We start from the raw sequence: 14,399 nt of genomic DNA, 5'->3' as shown, positions 1-14,399 counted from the left end.
GGGCGCGAGGTGCCACCGCGGCCGCTACGCCCCGGCCCCGTACGTCCCGAACCCCGGCGCCCCCGCCGACTCGAAGACATGGACCGACAGACCCCCCGGTGTCGTCCGGTGGTCGGTCAGCCGCAGCCCCGCGGGTGCCCCGCCGTCCGGGAAGAGCCGCCGCCCCTGGCCGACCACGACCGGGGCGATCGCCAGCCGGAGCGTGTCGACCAGCCCGGCCGCCAGCAGCGACTGGGCGAGACGGGCGCTGCCGTGGATCTGGAGCTCCCGGCCGGGGTGCCGCTTCAGCTCCGCGACCTGGGCGGGGACGTCACCGGACAGGATCGTGGTCGGGTTCCACCCGGCTTCGGCTTCGGTCAGGCTGCGGGAGGCGACGTACTTCGGCAGGCTGTTCATGATCCCGGCGAGGGGGTGCCCGGTCATCGCGGGCCAGTCCCGGGCGAAGCTCGTGTACGTCCGGCGCCCGAGCAGCAGCGCGTCGGCCTCGCCGAGCCAGTTGCCGGCCAGCCGCTCGAACTCCTCGTCCAGATGCGGCACGAACCAGCCGCCCCGCTCGAAGCCGTCACTGGTGTCCTCGTCCGGGGCGCCCGGCCCCTGGGAGACACCGTCGAGCGACAGGAATTCCTGCACCACCAGTTTCATCACGAACCACTCTCTTCCCGGTCGTCACCACCACTGCTTCAGACGTCGTGGCGCGGCGAAACTCATCGGTGCGCCAGATCACCTCCGGGTCACCCCGCACGGACCGACGGACACGGACCTCCACGCCCTCGAACGGTTGAGCGACAAGCGGTAATGATTCGGTAAAACTGCCGAATCGGGAAATGGAGCACCTGCTTCCGGTGTTGGACTCCGTCGGAGGGCAGCGTGCGCCCTGCGGAAGGCATGCCCCGAGCGAGGAGGAACGCCACGTGAGCCAGTACATCGGCAGGCTCGGCCGGCTCTCCGCGTCGTCACCCACGCGTCTCCGGCTGCACCGCAAGCCCCGCCGCGTCGCCATGCTCTCCGTGCACACCTCCCCGCTCCACCAGCCGGGCACCGGCGACGCCGGCGGCATGAACGTCTACATCGTGGAGCTCGCCCAGCGCCTCGCAGCGCACGGCGTCGAGGTCGAGATCTTCACGCGCGCGACCGCGGCGGCCCTCCCCCCGGCCGTCGAGCTGGCCCCCGGCGTCCTCGTCCGGCACGTCGACGCCGGTCCCTACGAGGGCCTCAACAAGGAGGACCTCCCCGCCCAGCTGTGCGCCTTCACCCACGGCGTCATGCAGGCGTGGGCCCACCAGCGCCCGGGCCACTACGACCTGGTCCACTCCCACTACTGGCTCTCCGGCCACGTCGGATGGCTCGCCGCCCAGCGCTGGGGCGTCCCCCTGGTGCACGCCATGCACACCATGGCCAAGGTCAAGAACGCCAACCTGGCCGACGGCGACACCCCAGAACCCGCCGCCCGCGTCATCGGCGAGACCCAGATCGTCGCCGCCGCCGACCGGCTCATCGCCAACACCACCGAAGAGGCCGACGAACTCGTCCGGCACTACGCGGCCGAGACCGACAAGGTCGCCGTGGTCCACCCCGGCGTGAACCTCAGCCGCTTCTCGCCCGCCGACGGCCGCGCCGCCGCCCGGGCCCGTCTCGGCCTGCCCCAGGACGCGCTGATCCCCCTCTTCGCGGGCCGCATCCAGCCCCTGAAGGCGCCGGACGTGCTGCTGCGCGCCGTCGCCGTCCTCCTCGACCGGCGTCCCGAACTGCGCTCGCGCATCCTCGTGCCCGTCGTCGGCGGCCCCTCCGGCAGCGGCCTCGCCAAGCCCGAGGGCCTGCAGAAGCTCGCCGCACGCCTGGGCATCGCCGACGTCGTACGGTTCCGCCCGCCCGTCGGCCAGGAGCAGCTGGCGGACTGGTTCCGCGCCGCCTCCGTGCTGGTCATGCCCTCCTACAGCGAGTCCTTCGGCCTGGTCGCCATAGAGGCGCAGGCGGCCGGCACCCCGGTGCTCGCGGCGTCGGTCGGCGGCCTGCCGGTCGCCGTGCGCGACGGACACACCGGCTTCCTCGTCCGGGGCCACGACCCGGCCGAGTACGCGCGCGTGCTGGGCGACTTCGCCGACGACCCGCAACTGGTGCCCCGGCTCGGCGAACAGGCCGCCCGGCACGCCCAGTCCTTCGGCTGGGACACGGCGGCCGCCGCCACGGCGGACGTCTACACGGCCGCGATGCAGGCCCACCGCCGTCGCGTACGCTCGCTGCATGGGTGAAACCGATCAGGAACAGCGCGCGGCCCAGGTCATCGAGGGAGCGCTGAAGGACGCCGAACTGGAGTGGGAGAGCCCCCAGCCCGGCACCTACGTCGCACAGCTCCCCGGCACCCGCAAGCTGAAGACGACGGTCTCCCTGATCGTCGGCCGCCACTCCCTGTCGCTGAACGCCTTCGTCATCCGCCACCCCGACGAGAACGAACAGGGCGTCCACCGCTGGCTCCTGGAACGCAACCTCAAGCTCTACGGCGTGAGTTACGCCGTCGACCAGCACGGCGACGTCTACCTCACCGGCCGCCTCTCCCTGTCCGCCGTCACCGCCGACGAGCTCGACCGGCTGCTCGGCCAGGTCCTGGAGGCGTCCGACGGCGCCTTCAACACCCTGCTGGAGCTGGGCTTCGCCTCGGCGATCCGCAAGGAGTACGAGTGGCGGGTGTCGCGGGGGGAGCCCACGCGCAACCTGGACGCGTTCGCCCACCTCACGCAGCGCCCCGAGCGCTAGGCCCCTTCTGATGGAACTCCGCGGCGTCGCGACGCCCGGCACGCACTCTCGCCGCACCGCGCGAAGGCCCAGGTAGCTCCTCCCCCACTCTCGGCTTCGTTCGAGCGGGGGGACCCCCATCGAGGGCTTCCACGCGGCACGCCGAGAGCACGTACCGAACGCCGCTCCTTCTCCCGCGGAGATCCATCAGAAGGGGCCTAACCCTTGCCGCCTGCGCGGTAACGCCCCGGCGGCACACCCACCAGCTTGCGGAAGTGCCGGGTGAGGTGTGACTGGTCGTAGAACCCGGCCGCCACCGCCGCATCGCCCGGTGAGCGGCCCTCCAGGAGCAGCCGCCGGGCGCGCCCCACGCGCAGGGACGTCAGGTACTGGTGCGGTGCGATGCCGTAGGCGGTGCTGAACGCCCGGACCAGATGGGCCGGATGGGCGCCGAGCAGCCCGGCGGCCTCCCGCAGGACGACGCCCTCGACGATCCGCTCGTCCAGCAACTCGCGCAGCCGCCGCGCGAGTACGGGATCGGTGGGCCGGAGGGAAGCGGCGTCGCCCCGCAGATGCCCGCGCAACCGCTCCCCGACGAACAACAGCCTGCTCTCGGCCTCCAGTTCCTCACCGGGCCGCCCCAGTGTGCCGTGCAACTGCCCCACGCGCCGCCGCAGCAGCGGATCGCGCAGATCGGGCCGGTCGACGGCAGCCCCGATGAACTCGTCGCCGAGGTGCGTCGCGTCGAGGTACAGCACCCGCTTGCGGAAGCCCTCAGCGGTGACGGGGGAGCCGTTGTGCGGCACGTGCGGCGGCAGCAGCGACACGGTGTCGTGCGGGGTGCCGTGCTCGTGCCGGTCGAGGTCGTACCGCACGGCGCCGGTGTCGACGATCAGCAGCGTCCAGGCGTCGTGGACGTGCATCGGATACGCGTACTCGGTGAACCGCGCGTGGAAGACCTCGACGACACCCGGGACGGCGGGCCGCCAGGCGGAGACGATCCGGGCGGGCTGGGAGGCCATGCAAAGAACGTACAAGACCGCGACGGGGACTGCCCGGCACGCTCGGATCATGAACACGAGTACCGAACCCGAACCCACTGGGCCGGAGCCGGTCCGCTTCGACACGAAGATCGCCGTGCTGCTGCGCGCCGACCTGGAAACCTGGCAGCGCCTCAACGTGACGTCGTTCCTGGTCAGCGGCCTGGGAACGCAGCTTCCCGAGGTGATCGGCGAACCGTACGAGGACGCGGACGGCGTGCCCTACCTCCCCATGTTCCGCCAGCCGGTCATGGTCTTCGAGGCCACCAAGGAAACCCTGGCCACGGCTCACACCCGGGCTCTGACGCGCGCCCTGCCCCGCGCGGTCTTCACCTCCGACCTCTTCGCCACGGGCAACGACCGCGACAACCGCGCGGCCGTGCGGGCGGTGCCGACGGCGGATCTGGACCTGGTCGGCCTCGCGGTCCACGGCCCGAAGAACGCGGTGGACAAGGTGGTCAAGGGGGCGCGGATGCATCCCTGAAACCAAAGTCGAAGGCCCGTAGACCAACGGTTGATGACGGGGCGGACGGCCGCTGAAGAGACTGGCTGCATGGAGGAAGCCAGGAACGTTCCCATGGGCAAGAGCCCCCGGCCGCGGGCGGGCGAGGCGACGGAACTCGCCGAATCGGCCTGGGCCGTCGTGCTCTTCTGCGTCGCCTGCGGTGCCGTGGCCGGCGCCCTGCTCCCGCTTCTCGCCCGCTGGCTGCTCACCCTGCCGTGGGCGCCGCTCGAAGGCCCGGCCGAACTGCTGACCTCGGTCCCGGAACCCGCCCTCACCCTCGGCACGATCGCGGTGGGCGTCTTCGGCGGCCTGCTGCTCGGCTTCACGGCGGTGCACGAGTCGCTGTCGGTCGGCATCTCCGGCACCCAGGTGACCCTGACCATCAGGGACGGCTCCCAGGAGTTCCCCCGCGAGGAGATCTCCGTGCTGTTCCGGGACGGCAAGCAGCTCGTCCTGCTCGGCCCGGACGGCATGGAACGGGCGAGGGAGCACTGCGGCCTGCCCTGGCAACGCCTCGCGGACGCCCTCGCGGAACACGGATACGAGTGGGCGGAGGAGGACCCGTACCGAACCGAGTTCCGCCGCTGGGTCCCCGGCACCCCCGGCCTTCCCCCGGGCGCGGACGCCCTGCTGCGGGCTCGTGCGCAGGCCCGCAAACACGAGGACGACGCCAAGGACGCCCGGGAGTTGCGGGGTGAACTGCTGCGGCTGGGCGTGGTCGTACGGGACGAGGAGAAGCGGCAGTACTGGCGGCTGGTGCGACGGGACTGAGGTGCACGGCGTGGGTCCGCGCCGCCGCCACCGCTGGCTGGACCCCTTGGCGGCCGTCCGGCCTGACGCCCCCTCGGGCCTCTCCGGCGCCCCGGCTCCACCAACGTCCCGGCTCAGCGACAGAGCCCGGTCAGGGGGCGCAGGCCTCGGCGATCGACAGGCTGTTCTCGTAGAGGTGGTGCCGGGTGATCCGCCCGTCCTCGACGGTGAGCCGCAGCGCGAACGGCCCCGAGAAGGACTTCCCGGTCGCCCGGACGGTCCCGGAGACCTGCCCCATCAGCACGGCGTCGGTCCCGTCGACGAGGACGGTGTCCACGGACGCGCGAGCGTCCTCCGGGACGGTGTACCGGGCCAGCTCATCGGCCTGTGCCGCACATTCGGCGGCGGTGGACCGAGGCCGGATCCAAGGGACGCCGGGGTTGTCGGCGAGCACCCAGTCGACCTCGTCGGCGAAGAGCGCGGTGAGCCCCTCGGTGTCACCGGCGAGCCGGAGTCCGAGGAACTTCTGAACGGTGAGGCGGGTGGCTTCGGCGATGTCAGTGGATGTCATGGGGCCCAGCCTGCCGGGACGGCGGCGGAGCGTCGATGACGTCGGAGGTAATGGGTGCCGCCGCCGGTGGTGGTCCGGGGTGGGCCGGAGGCGACGGCGAACCTAGAATCGAACGCATGAACGATCCAGAGTCGCGGCTCGCGCTGCTCCGCTTCCTGGAGCGCGTGCAGGAACGCGACCTGGCACGCACCCGCCGGTGGATCGCGGACGAGGAGCGCCGCCAGGCCGAACGCCGGCACGGTCTCCTGTCCCGGCCGCCCGCGCCGGACTGGCTGATCGAACGCGGCCTGTCCGGGCAGGAGGCGGTGTACGTCCACGTCGGCGGCTGCTGGAACGCGGGCCGGCGCAGCAAGGGCGTCGACCGCGACCGCGCCCGGCGCGCCCTCGCCGAGGGGATCACGTCCTGCCCGCAGTGCCGGCCGGACACGGAGCTCGGCTTCGTGGACGGGTAGGGCGGCCGTGCTCGGGCGGGGTGAGAGGCCGGAGCCGTGTGCCCCGTGACCGGTGCCGTGTGCCCCGTGACCGGTGCCGTGTGCCCCGTGACCGGTGCCCTGTTGATGCTCCTATCGCTGTCAGTGCCCGGCGCTATGGTCGCGAGCGCGCGGCCGGCTTCCGGGGGTTCCAGCTCCGCAGGGAATGGTTGCATCCCCGGCCTGTCAGGGGGCGGCCCGGAGAAGTCGTCCGGGACCCAACCGACGACCGGGCTTCGTCGATGGCCAGGAGGAGACCTGCCAGCGCCGGCCGCGCGCCACGTCGCTGCGGACGCGAGGGACGGCCATGAGGTCACGCGTCGCCTCGGCGGGCCGCCGCGCCGCCGTCACGCCGAGGAGTGGTACTCCTCCCGCGTGATCGCCATGACCCGGACCGGCTGCCCATGGGCGGGGACGCGCGTGGTGCGGTCGTACGTCATTCCGAGCTTGGTCATGACGCGGAGCGAGGCGTGGTTGTCGACGTGGCAGATGCTGACGACGCGTTCCAGGCCGGCGCCCGCTTCCGCCTCGCCGAAAGCGAACGCCAGGACCTCGCGTGCGGCTTCCGTGGCGTAGCCCCGGCCCCAGGACCGGCGCCGCAGCCGCCATCCGATCTCCACCGCCGGCATGACTTCCGGGAGGAAGGCCGGAACGGCCAGCCCCACCCAGCCCACCAGCTCGCCGGTCACCCTCTCCTCGGCGGCGAACAGGCCGTAGCCGCGCTCGTCCCAGACCGCGCGCATCCGGGCCAGGGCCGCGGCGGTCCGCTCACGGGTGCCGGGCGAGCCGTCACCGATGTACCGCATGACGTCCGGGTCCGCGTCCATCTCCGCGAGCACGTCCAGGTCCGCCTCGCTCCACTGACGCAGCCGCAGGCGTGCGGTGTGGCGCTCGGGGTGCCGCGTGGTCACAGTGTCCGGCTCCTTCGCGTGTCCCTGCCGGGCCCGGCAGGCAGCGCCCGGAGCCCGTCCGCCGCCTCCGTCCCCGCCTCAGCCTTCTCCCCGTCCTCCGCGACCCGCCGCATCAGCGCGGCGTACCCCGCCCCGGCCGCCGTCCCGAGCACCGCGCAGGACCCCCACAGCCACTCCGCCCCGAACCGGTCGATGACGAACCCGGACAGCAGCGGCGCGACGAGGGCGGCCACGGACCAGGACATCGTGTACATGCCCTGGTAGCGCCCGCGCCCGTGCACCGGGGACAGCCGTACGACGAGGCCCGTCTGCGTGGGCGCGTTGACGATCTCCGCCAGGGTCCACACGCACACCGTGAGCGCGATGACCCCCACGGACCCCGCGAAGGCGGTGAGGGCGAAGCCGTACCCCGCGAGGAGGGACGAGACGACCAGCAGCCGGCGGGGGTCCCGGTGCTCGATGAAGCGGGTGACGGGGATCTGGAGGACGACGATCAGCGCGCCGTTCACGGCGATCGCCATGCCGTACTCGGCCGGGGAGAAACCGGCCTCGCCCATCGCCACCGGCAGTCCCACCGACCCCTGCTGGAAGATCAGCGCGACCAGGAAGGACAGCCCGACGACGCTCATGAACCGCCCGTCGCGCAGGACGGTGCCCAGGCTCACGGAGTCCGCCGGCACGGCAGTCGAGACCGCCGGCTCTGCGGGCTTGGACTCCGGCAGCCGCAGGAAGACGAGGATCGCGCAGGCCATCGTCATCCCCGCCTCGATCAGGAACCCGGCGCGGTAGCTGACCTCCGCGATGAACCCGGCGGCCATGGAGGAGACGGCGAAGCCGAGGTTGATGGCCCAGTAGTTGAGGGAGAAGGCACGGATCCGGTCCTCGGGCCGGACGATGTCCGCCATCATCGCCTGCACGGCGGGCCGCGAGGCGTTGCTCGCCATGCCGACGAGGAAGGCGACACCGGCGATCGCGACCGGGTCGTGCACGAATCCCAGCAGGGCCACGGACACGGCGGTCGAGGCCTGCGCGATCAGCAGCGTCGGCCGCCGGCCCAGCCGGTCCGCCATCACCCCGCCGCCCAGCGAGGAGAGCACCCCGCCGAGCCCGTGCAGGGCGGCGACCAGACCGGCGTACGTGGCGGAGTAGCCGCGGTCGAGGGTCAGGTACAGCGCCATGAAGGTGGCGACGAAGGCACCGAGCCGGTTGACCAGCGTGCTGGTCCACAGCCACCAGAACTCGCGGGGCAGACCCGAGACCGTCTCCCGGACGGCACGTCGGGCACGCAGGACGTACGGCATGGATCCCCCCGGAGGCGACACGTGTCGGCTGCGCTGTCAGCCGCGCTTGTAAGCAGCGCTGATGGCAAGCGCAAATTACAAGCCGCCGGTTGACGGGGGCCACTCAATTAACAGATCCAGTCAAACGTCCGCCTGCCGGGCAGCCACGCGAACGGGCGAAAGCGTGGATTACGCTCTGAGGCATGGCCGACGCACCGTACAAGCTGATCCTCCTCCGCCACGGCGAGAGCGAGTGGAACGCGAAGAACCTGTTCACCGGCTGGGTGGACGTCAATCTCAACGAGAAGGGCGAGAAGGAGGCAGTCCGCGGTGGCGAGCTCCTGAAGGACGCCGATCTCCTCCCCGACGTGGTCCACACGTCCCTCCAGAAGCGCGCGATCCGCACGGCCCAGCTCGCGCTGGAGTCCGCGGACCGCCACTGGATCCCGGTCCACCGCTCGTGGCGCCTGAACGAGCGCCACTACGGCGCCCTGCAGGGCAAGGACAAGGCCCAGACGCTCGCCGAGTTCGGCGAGGAGCAGTTCATGCTGTGGCGCCGGTCCTACGACACCCCGCCCCCGCCGCTCGACGTCGACGCCGAGTACTCCCAGTTCTCCGACGCGCGCTACGCGACCCTCCCGCCGGAGCTGCGCCCGCGCACGGAGTGCCTGAAGGACGTCGTCGTCCGCATGCTCCCGTACTGGTTCGACGCGATCGTCCCCGACCTGCTGACCGGCCGCACGGTCCTGGTAGCGGCCCACGGCAACTCCCTCCGCGCCCTGGTCAAGCACCTGGACGGCATCTCCGACGCGGACATCGCGGGCCTCAACATCCCCACGGGCATCCCGCTCTCCTACGAGCTCGACGCCGACTTCAAGCCCCTGAACCCGGGCGGCACGTACCTGGACCCCGAGGCTGCGGCAGCGGCCATCGAGGCGGTCAAGAACCAGGGCAAGAAGAAGTAGGGTTTGTGATCATGCCTCCCACCTGCGCATAGGGCGCGAGTGGGAGGCATTTTCGTGCTCTGGAACCTCCCTGGAACCTCAGCCCTCGTGATCTTGTGGCCTGAGCTGCCCTGCCGAGAGCCTTCCGAGCCCGGTCCTGGCTGCTCGGCATGAGGTGCGCGTACACCTTCAGCGTCAGCCCCGGGTCAGAGTGCCCGAGGTACTCCGCGAGCACCTTGATGCTCTCTCCCGCATCCAGGAGCACGTACGCGTAGAAGTGACGCAGGGCGTGCATGCCGTGCTCACGGGCGGCGGCGTGCTCGCGACTCTTGGCCTTGGGGATGACACTGGCCTTGGCGAGCGCGGGCTTCCAGTGGTCTTCGTTCAGCGACGTACGCCGGACGTGCCCACCGTTCGGGCCCGTGAAGATGAGCCGCCGGGTCACCGGCTGGCCGTTCGCTCGCATCCACGGAAGCTTGATCTCCACAGGCGGGAACCGCTTCATGTGCTCCTGTAGCGCCTCTGCCACGGGATCGGGCAGAGGTACGTCACGGAGCTTGCCGCCCTTGGGGGGCGCGAACACGGCCTTGCTCAGGCTCAGCTTGACTGCCGTCTCATCTGCTTCGACTACATTCCGGAGAGGAGCATTGACTGCATCGGAGAGCTCCTGATATCCCGCTTCCACGGCGCGTTGCTGCTCTCGCGCTTCGACGCCACGGGCCGCCCCTTCCTCCCCCGGGGGCGCCGGCACCGTTGATGCCCTTGTCGCTTGTCGCTTGTCGTGACAAGACGGGACCCGCACTGCGGGTAGCCCAGAACAGGCTCTGACCTGCGAGCCGACAAGCGACAAGACAAGCGACAAGCGGACCAGGCCCATGGGTTAGCCCGGACACGGCGGCGGAAGGCTGCTGACATGCCCAAGCCGAAGAGCTTCACCGCATGGTTGAAGACCCACGCCGACCAGCGCAATGCCATTGGGGATCTCGCGCGGGACGTCTCCACTGACCCTGACTGGCCCTCACACAAGGGAAGGCAGGGCCAGTTTGACTACCTCGAAGAGCGCGGCGCCATCGACGCGGCTGTCGAGACCCTCGAACGCGCCTGGGCTCAGTACGAGGCGTACCGGGCCGCTCAGACAGATACCTGAGCGGCCCGGAAGGCGGATGGCTCATCCGCCGTAGATCATGAGCGCGCCAGGACCCGGAACCTGTCTGGAACCTCCGAGGTCCTGTCCGTCACTTCTTCGTCCCCGCTCGTCTGCTGATGCTGTGACCTCATTGGGTCGCCGGGTTGGCTCAGTGTCAGGCGGCCGGGTGGGTGGTCATGGCTTCCCCCTCTGGTGGGGAGCAGAGGGGGCGGAAAAAGCCCGTCAGCCCTGGGTGCCGTCCTGGTTGACGGGGTACAGGCCGAGCACGCCCTGCGGGTCGGAGGGGTTCACGCCCTTCACGTCGCCGACATAGAGGTTGATGCGGGCCTTGTAGCGGTCGAGGGCGGTGCGGTTGTTCATGAACTCGCCGAGACCGAGCGGGTTCATGTTCTCGTAGTCGAAGATGCCCCTGCGGCCCGCCGGCGCGGCGACGTCGGTGCGGGCGCTCCAGGTGCCGATGGAGTTCTGCTGGGCTTCCTTGGACAGCAGCCAGCTCATGTAGAGCTTGGCGGCGGCCTTGTGCGGGGCGTTCTTGAGGATGGCGCCGGTCTGCGGCCAGGCGACCCACGGCGACTTCTTCGGCAGGGTGGTCTCAGCGACGCCCGGGGTGCCTCCGGTTGTGCCGAAGCTCGCCACGTAGTTATCGGAGCCGACCAGGTCGGCGGAGTCCTGGGTGCCGCGGACGAACTTCGGGTTCTGGGCGAGCAGCTTCTTCAGGTAGTCGAAGCCGTACTTGTCGGTGAGCTGTTTGAAGTAGTAGAGGACGGCGTCGTCGTCGTTCGGGTAGGTGAAGACGAGCTTGTTCTTGAACTCGGGCTTGAGGAAGTCCTTGGCCTCGACGGGTGCGTCGCCGCCGAGCTTGGTGGCCGTGACATTGGAGAAGGCGAAGAAGAACAGGCCGGTGTAGTAGCCGTCCTTGTCCTTGATCTGGTCGAAGACCTTGTCCCAGCCGACCGGCTTGTACTTCTGCAGCACTCCTTCCTTCTTCCAGCGCGGGAAGTCGTCGACGGTCTGGAGGTGGACGACGTCGGCAACCACGTGGTGCTCGGCGATCTGGTTGTCGACGCGGGCGTCGTGGTTCTTGCTGAAGTCGACGACGATGTCGACCTTCATCTTGGGGAACTTCTTGACGAACGCGTCCTTGAGGTAGTCCGCCTGGCCCGGCTTGTCACCGCCGGCATAGACGACCAGGCGGCCGTCCTCGGCCACGGCTTCCTTGTACAGCTTCTGCAGTTGGTCTTCTTCGCTCGTGTGCTTGGGGGTGGGTTTCGGGGAAGGGGTGGCGGCGGCGATGGTGGCACCGCTTGCGGCCAGGACGCCCAGGGCGACGGCGACGGCCCATGCCTTGTGGGGGGACTTCACACTCGACTCCTTCGTGGTGGGGCAAGAAGGGGAAGCTTGATGCTTCAAGCATCTGATTTCACCCTAGGGCAGGTATTGCAGATCTGCAAGAAAATGCGATGAGTGCCTGAATGGTCATGCAGGGTAGCCAGGGAGGCTGGCAGTCCGGCGGGCTCGGCTCTGCCTCTGCCTCTGGAAGGAGGTCAGCGGCGCCAGGGGAGGTCGGCGGGGAAGGCCGGGCGGTCCGGGCCCGTGAGGCCGGTGAGGATGATCTCGCACGCTTCACCGAAGGCGCGCGCCTGCTCAGGCGTCAGCCGGTCGAAGACGGCAGCCCGAACGGTGGCGACGTGACTGGGGGCGGCCTCCTCAAGGGCGGTCAGCCCCTCCTCCGTCAGCACGGCGAGCTGGGCCCGCCCGTCCCCCGGCGCGTCCTCGCGGCGCACCCAGCCGCGCTCCTCCATGCGGCTGACGGTGTAGGAGAGCCGTGTCCGGGCGATCTTCAGCTGTTCGGCGAGGTCTGTCATGCGCAGCCGTCGCTCGGGGGCCTCCGAGAGGAACACCATCACCGAGTAGTACAGGTGGCTGAGGTCGGCCTTGTGTCGCAGTTGCTGGTCGAGGACGTCCTCCAGGACCAGGCTGAGGTCGCGGTAGGCGCGCCAGGCGCGCTGCTCCTCGGGGGAGAGCCAACGGGGTTCCATGGATCGCACTCTAGTGAGAGCTCCTTCGCGGGCCGTCGACCCGACGGGGTTCCGGGAGGCCTGATGGCACCGGCATTCAGGTGGCTATCCGTACTGGATGAGGCGAGTCGGCGACTAGCTGTATTGAGCCGCAGCGTTGTTCACACGGCTGATTGGTGGCTGGCCGCCGAGTGCGGTGTGGCAGCGATGGTGGTTGTAGGTGTGCAGGAACCCGGGCCCTGCACCGCTACCTGCGCTGGCGCAACGCCAACGCCCGCCACCCCGACGTCCTGGCTGCACAGCGCAAGGAACGCGCCCGTATCCGCAGCGAGAAAGGCACGCTGGGGCGGACGCCCTCTGACGGCCGCAGCCTGATCCAGACCGGCGAAGACTGGACACGCCCGCGAAGGCTCGAATCGGTGCGGTAGGAACTGGTTTGCTGCCGTCCCTGCTACGCAGCGCAGCCGAAAATCTCTTGCGGAGTCGTCTGAGCACTCGATACCCAGCATCGAGACGACAAGGAGCACAGGATGACGACCCGTCTGGGTTCATTGAACGAGTTCTGCTGGATGGACCTCAAAACCCGTGACCTGGCCAGCACCGCCACCTTCTTCTCGAAGACGCTGGGCTGGCGCTTCGCGCTGGACGAGAAGGACTGGCGAAAGGCCACCAGGATAGCCATCGACGGCCACCTGATCGGTGGCGTGAGCGACCTGGCGAACCCGGTCTACCCACCGGGAACACCCGCCCACATTGCCTACTACTTGGCAGTCGACAACGTCGACCGTCGCGCCGAAGTGGCGACGGTGAACGGCGCTCGTCTTGTCGTACCTCCCTTCGACGCGGGCGATCAGGGGCGCATGGCGACATTGATCGATCCGGTAGGTGCTGCCTTCTCGCTGTGGCAGCCGCGCAACTTCACCGGATGGCAGTTCCCGTCCCACTTGGCGGGCGCCCCGCACCGCATGGTCCTGACGTGCGACCAGCCTGACAGAGCCCGGCACTTCTACGACAAGACGACGGGGACCCCTCTGAACTGCGCCGATTTCATCGCTACACGTGGACCCAGTGCATCCGTTCCGCAGTGGGAACTTGCGGTCGACGTCGAGGATTTGGACAGCGTCGTCGTACGCGCACACGAACACGGCCATGACTTGGCCACGCGGTCCGAGAAAACCGGTCGTCGTGTTGTGCGGTTGAGCAGCCCGGAGGGACTGACATTCCTGGTTCGCTGCCTTGAGCAGTGACTTGGCCGTCGACCAGGCGCGGTGGTGGGTCGCAGCCTGGACCGACCCGGCGGACCATGCGGTCACAGCACTAGGTTGAGAGCGTGAACGAGGAAGCGATCACCATCAGGCTCACGCGCGATCAAGCGTTCGTGCTGTCGGACTGGCTCTACCAAGTCATGTTCCAGTGGCGATGACCTTGAAGGGATCGTGCACGACCGAGCCGTCTGGTTGCCCGCAGCTTCCCCAGCTGAGGGCGCACGTGGCCTGCTCTCAGGCTTCCCAATCCTCTTCACCGCCGGGACCGACGGTGATGGCGTGGACGCCGCTTCCGGTCAAGTGCCAGGACTCGAAGTGCGGATCCGGTCCGATGCGCAGCCCAGTGCCGTCCTGGAACTCGATGGTCAAGGTGCCGAGATACTGGACGTCAACTGCTGCGACCGATTGGCCGAGGAGGCCGAGCACGGGGGCAAGGCGGACGCCCGTCCCGGGCTCCAGTTCGTGCCCATGACCGGCTGCGTCACGGAGCAGGAATGGTGTCTCCAGGATCAACTCGGCCTCGACACCAAGCCCCCAGGGCAAGAAGAAGTAGACCCCGTGATCATGCCCCCGACCTGCGCTTACGGCGCGAGGCGGGGGCATTTTCGATCTTGCGGCTGAGTGCCCTGCCGAGAGCTTTCCGAGCCCGGTCCCGGCTGCTCGGCATGAGGTGCGCGCCGACGCAGCCAGGCCTCGACCACCTGTACGTCAGACAGTCGTCACTCCGCAGCCGCCGTCACTGCGAAGGCTTCCGACCCGGCACCATGA

Annotated in this window: 16 protein-coding genes and 2 pseudogenes; 9 read left to right on the top strand and 9 right to left on the bottom strand. The window is 69.7% G+C overall.

Going from position 1 to position 14,399, the window contains the following annotated elements; genetic code table 11:
* Window positions 1–24 precede the first annotated feature (24 nt).
* A complete protein-coding gene (locus tag A4E84_RS18370) occupies window positions 25–642 on the bottom strand; it encodes a dihydrofolate reductase family protein (protein WP_062927631.1) in 618 nt (205 codons plus the stop codon).
* A gap of 269 nt (window positions 643–911) precedes the next feature.
* Between A4E84_RS18370 and mshA the strand changes: the two genes are divergently transcribed.
* Both mshA and A4E84_RS18360 read left to right on the top strand, forming a co-directional pair.
* Window positions 912–2,249 carry a D-inositol-3-phosphate glycosyltransferase gene (gene mshA, locus A4E84_RS18365; RefSeq protein ID WP_062927630.1) on the top strand — a complete coding sequence of 446 codons (1,338 nt, stop codon included), beginning with the start codon at window positions 912–914 and terminating at the stop codon, window positions 2,247–2,249.
* Complete coding sequence (locus A4E84_RS18360) at window positions 2,242–2,751, top strand: type III secretion system chaperone family protein (RefSeq protein WP_062927629.1); 510 nt, start codon at window positions 2,242–2,244, stop codon at window positions 2,749–2,751. The genes mshA and A4E84_RS18360 overlap by 8 nt, the downstream gene beginning before the upstream one ends.
* 197 nt (window positions 2,752–2,948) lie before the next feature.
* Here A4E84_RS18360 and A4E84_RS18355 read toward each other — a convergent pair whose 3' ends face one another.
* Window positions 2,949–3,752, bottom strand: coding sequence for a helix-turn-helix transcriptional regulator (locus A4E84_RS18355; protein ID WP_062927628.1), 804 nt, complete (start codon window positions 3,750–3,752; stop codon window positions 2,949–2,951).
* A 49-nt stretch (window positions 3,753–3,801) separates the two neighbouring features.
* Between A4E84_RS18355 and A4E84_RS18350 the strand changes: the two genes are divergently transcribed.
* Entirely contained in the window at window positions 3,802–4,254 is a 453-nt protein-coding gene (locus A4E84_RS18350; protein ID WP_062927627.1) for a DUF2000 domain-containing protein, read from the top strand.
* 93 nt (window positions 4,255–4,347) lie between these two features.
* Entirely contained in the window at window positions 4,348–5,046 is a 699-nt protein-coding gene (locus A4E84_RS18345) for a YqeB family protein (protein WP_237304950.1), read from the top strand.
* 130 nt (window positions 5,047–5,176) lie between these two features.
* Here the strand turns inward: A4E84_RS18345 and A4E84_RS18340 are convergent, their stop codons facing one another.
* Window positions 5,177–5,596, bottom strand: coding sequence for a nuclear transport factor 2 family protein (locus A4E84_RS18340; protein ID WP_062927625.1), 420 nt, complete (start codon window positions 5,594–5,596; stop codon window positions 5,177–5,179).
* Window positions 5,597–5,712: 116 nt separating this feature from the next.
* Between A4E84_RS18340 and A4E84_RS18335 the strand changes: the two genes are divergently transcribed.
* A complete protein-coding gene (locus tag A4E84_RS18335) occupies window positions 5,713–6,048 on the top strand; it encodes a DUF6233 domain-containing protein (RefSeq protein WP_062927624.1) in 336 nt (111 codons plus the stop codon).
* A gap of 365 nt (window positions 6,049–6,413) precedes the next feature.
* On the opposite strand, the gene A4E84_RS18330 is transcribed toward A4E84_RS18335, so the two are convergent.
* Together A4E84_RS18330 and A4E84_RS18325 are read right to left on the bottom strand one after the other, a co-directional pair.
* Window positions 6,414–6,977: a GNAT family N-acetyltransferase gene (locus A4E84_RS18330; protein WP_062927623.1), complete on the bottom strand. Its 564-nt coding sequence runs from the start codon at window positions 6,975–6,977 to the stop codon at window positions 6,414–6,416.
* Window positions 6,974–8,278: an MDR family MFS transporter gene (locus tag A4E84_RS18325; RefSeq protein WP_079129013.1), complete on the bottom strand. Its 1,305-nt coding sequence runs from the start codon at window positions 8,276–8,278 to the stop codon at window positions 6,974–6,976. Before A4E84_RS18325 ends, A4E84_RS18330 begins: the two co-directional genes overlap by 4 nt.
* 182 nt (window positions 8,279–8,460) lie before the next feature.
* On the opposite strand from A4E84_RS18325, the gene A4E84_RS18320 reads away from it, so the two are divergent.
* Entirely contained in the window at window positions 8,461–9,222 is a 762-nt protein-coding gene (locus A4E84_RS18320; protein ID WP_033312308.1) for a phosphoglyceromutase, read from the top strand.
* Here the strand turns inward: A4E84_RS18320 and A4E84_RS40845 are convergent.
* Window positions 9,197–9,808 (bottom strand): annotated as a pseudogene (locus A4E84_RS40845) (tyrosine-type recombinase/integrase); the annotation flags it as partial. The gene A4E84_RS18320 and the pseudogene A4E84_RS40845 overlap by 26 nt on opposite strands.
* A 306-nt stretch (window positions 9,809–10,114) precedes the next feature.
* Here A4E84_RS40845 and A4E84_RS18315 point away from each other — a divergent pair.
* On the top strand, window positions 10,115–10,348 hold the full coding sequence (locus A4E84_RS18315; protein ID WP_062927622.1) for a YozE family protein: 234 nt from the start codon (window positions 10,115–10,117) through the stop codon (window positions 10,346–10,348).
* A gap of 222 nt (window positions 10,349–10,570) precedes the next feature.
* Here A4E84_RS18315 and A4E84_RS18310 read toward each other — a convergent pair whose 3' ends face one another.
* Window positions 10,571–11,710, bottom strand: a complete 1,140-nt coding sequence (locus A4E84_RS18310; protein ID WP_062927621.1) for an ABC transporter substrate-binding protein — start codon at window positions 11,708–11,710, stop codon at window positions 10,571–10,573.
* Window positions 11,711–11,892: 182 nt separating this feature from the next.
* The gene (locus A4E84_RS18305; RefSeq protein ID WP_062927620.1) at window positions 11,893–12,387 is read right to left on the bottom strand and encodes a MarR family winged helix-turn-helix transcriptional regulator; all 495 of its coding nucleotides are present in this window, start codon (window positions 12,385–12,387) and stop codon (window positions 11,893–11,895) included.
* A gap of 209 nt (window positions 12,388–12,596) precedes the next feature.
* Between A4E84_RS18305 and A4E84_RS44575 the strand changes: the two are divergent.
* Window positions 12,597–12,741 (top strand): annotated as a pseudogene (locus A4E84_RS44575) (IS630 family transposase); the annotation flags it as partial.
* Window positions 12,742–12,896: 155 nt separating this feature from the next.
* Window positions 12,897–13,613 carry a VOC family protein gene (locus A4E84_RS18300; RefSeq protein WP_062927619.1) on the top strand — a complete coding sequence of 239 codons (717 nt, stop codon included), beginning with the start codon at window positions 12,897–12,899 and terminating at the stop codon, window positions 13,611–13,613.
* 252 nt (window positions 13,614–13,865) lie between these two features.
* Here A4E84_RS18300 and A4E84_RS18295 read toward each other — a convergent pair whose 3' ends face one another.
* Window positions 13,866–14,144, bottom strand: coding sequence for a DUF6188 family protein (locus A4E84_RS18295; RefSeq protein WP_213084252.1), 279 nt, complete (start codon window positions 14,142–14,144; stop codon window positions 13,866–13,868).
* Between the last annotated feature and the right edge of the window lie 255 nt (window positions 14,145–14,399).

It is taken from the genome of Streptomyces qaidamensis (assembly GCF_001611795.1).
GTDB classification, from domain to species: Bacteria; Actinomycetota; Actinomycetes; order Streptomycetales; family Streptomycetaceae; genus Streptomyces; species Streptomyces qaidamensis.
The sequence above is the reverse complement of the archived record's forward strand: the minus strand, read 5'-3'. Positions and strand labels throughout refer to the sequence as shown.

Excerpts from the sequence above, each read along its gene's own strand:
- A4E84_RS18335 (WP_062927624.1), top strand. The coding sequence starts at position 5,713 with ATGAACGATCCAGAGTCGCGGCTCGCGCTGCTCCGCTTCCTGGAGCGC.
- A4E84_RS18305 (WP_062927620.1), bottom strand. The coding sequence starts at position 12,387 with ATGGAACCCCGTTGGCTCTCCCCCGAGGAGCAGCGCGCCTGGCGCGCC.
- A4E84_RS18340 (WP_062927625.1), bottom strand. The coding sequence starts at position 5,596 with ATGACATCCACTGACATCGCCGAAGCCACCCGCCTCACCGTTCAGAAG.
- A4E84_RS18315 (WP_062927622.1), top strand. The coding sequence starts at position 10,115 with ATGCCCAAGCCGAAGAGCTTCACCGCATGGTTGAAGACCCACGCCGAC.
- A4E84_RS18345 (WP_237304950.1), top strand. The coding sequence starts at position 4,348 with ATGGGCAAGAGCCCCCGGCCGCGGGCGGGCGAGGCGACGGAACTCGCC.
- A4E84_RS18360 (WP_062927629.1), top strand. The coding sequence starts at position 2,242 with ATGGGTGAAACCGATCAGGAACAGCGCGCGGCCCAGGTCATCGAGGGA.
- A4E84_RS18355 (WP_062927628.1), bottom strand. The coding sequence starts at position 3,752 with ATGGCCTCCCAGCCCGCCCGGATCGTCTCCGCCTGGCGGCCCGCCGTC.
- A4E84_RS18370 (WP_062927631.1), bottom strand. The coding sequence starts at position 642 with ATGAAACTGGTGGTGCAGGAATTCCTGTCGCTCGACGGTGTCTCCCAG.
- A4E84_RS18350 (WP_062927627.1), top strand. The coding sequence starts at position 3,802 with ATGAACACGAGTACCGAACCCGAACCCACTGGGCCGGAGCCGGTCCGC.
- A4E84_RS18325 (WP_079129013.1), bottom strand. The coding sequence starts at position 8,278 with ATGCCGTACGTCCTGCGTGCCCGACGTGCCGTCCGGGAGACGGTCTCG.
- A4E84_RS18300 (WP_062927619.1), top strand. The coding sequence starts at position 12,897 with ATGACGACCCGTCTGGGTTCATTGAACGAGTTCTGCTGGATGGACCTC.
- A4E84_RS18320 (WP_033312308.1), top strand. The coding sequence starts at position 8,461 with ATGGCCGACGCACCGTACAAGCTGATCCTCCTCCGCCACGGCGAGAGC.